This window comes from Moorena sp. SIO3I6, assembly GCF_010672095.1.
Genome location: NZ_JAAHHU010001307.1, coordinates 1 through 1439, shown reverse-complemented (window position 1 = coordinate 1439; position 1439 = coordinate 1). Strand labels below are relative to the sequence as shown.

Genomic DNA, 1439 nt, shown 5'->3' with positions numbered 1-1439 from the left:
TCTCCCCAAGACCGCACTGCCTCCCCAAGACCGCGCTGCCTCCCCAAGACCGCGCTGCATCGCTGTTCCCCGTTCCCTCTTACAGACTGTTTATTTAGCCTAAAAAGTACGGTAAAGCCATTCTTATTCATTCATGGTGCGATAGGTAGCTACTGCTGAAGGAGATATCCGATTCAGATAGCGGAAAATCCAATATTTTATCACTGAATCCAAGATAACTGGAAATGTGGCAATAAACAAAAATATAAACTCTCGACTTTCTGGTATTCCTAAATGTCGGGATAGGGCTTCTAGGATTATTTCCCAACCGTGAGGAGAGTGGAATCCTACAAATATATCGGTAAACAAAATAATTATAAACGCTTTGGCACTATCACTAAGCCCATAGATAATATCATCCATAAACGATTTTAAAATAATTACATCTCGTTTGCTGTTCATGATAACTAAGGCAAAACTAACTAGAGCTATAATGTCAGCAAAAATATTTTTAATGGCATTGGATCCTTGATTATGATAGTCTTCTGCCAGTTCGTTAGCTTTATGCTTAATTTCTTCTTCCATCTCCTCCTCAGATAGTTTAGGAGTAAACCCCAGTAAGCTTCTAAAGTGGAGTTCTTCTTCAAATTTTTTTAACTCTACCAGAGCTTCTTCTTCCATTTCATAATTTAAAAAAATAGCTGATTCCTGGCTACTTCTAAAGTGATCAACTATGGGACTAACTAAAAACGTTTTAGAAATTTGCTGAGTTAAAATAGGAACAATAGTTAAAATTAGGATAAATTTAATAGAGATTACGGTTTTACGTTGAGACCGACGAAAGGTTTTGACAACTTTATCTTCAGCTCGTGGATCGAGTTCCTGCTGAATTCTTTTGACTGTTCCTACGATTGACCTAGGTAATACACCGGTTTTATCGGTGATTTTATTGGAGTTAGCTCCTTGATTATTTCGAGATGAATTGTTGTCTGATTCCAAATAAGCAGCTTCTCGAAGATTGGAATTTTGCTTGATAACCTGTCTTGGACTGGCGTTAGTAATCTGATTATCTGGCTTTTGGTTTATGGGAATCAATGCTGCGGTGTTTGTTTCTGGTTTTGGTGGAGCATACTTGTTGATAATTTCATCAATAAAATTTAATTTTTCAATAATTATTGACTGCTGATCGCTGAGGTCGATTGACTCAGATAACTGAGAATTTTCCCTAGCTTGTTGTTGACTACTTTCAATAGGATTAGATCCGGTTAATTCAGGATTTATTATGACATAACGACTGGTTTTAAATTCTACTAGTCTAACGTTTATAGTCTTTATATATTTATTAATTTCTGCCTCAAAATAGGCAATAACGCTGTTACTATATTGACTGGTATCGGCGGAGATTTTTTTACCTCCAAAATATTCATCTTCAATCGCTTTAATTTTTAGGGCCGCTTTGT

1 protein-coding gene is annotated in these 1439 nt (G+C 36.4%); it reads right to left on the bottom strand.

What is annotated here, in order from left to right:
• Positions 1-123 precede the first annotated feature (123 nt).
• The coding region (locus tag F6K49_RS48820) for a proton extrusion protein PcxA (protein ID WP_293109929.1) at positions 124-1439 on the bottom strand (1316 nt) is incomplete at its 5' end.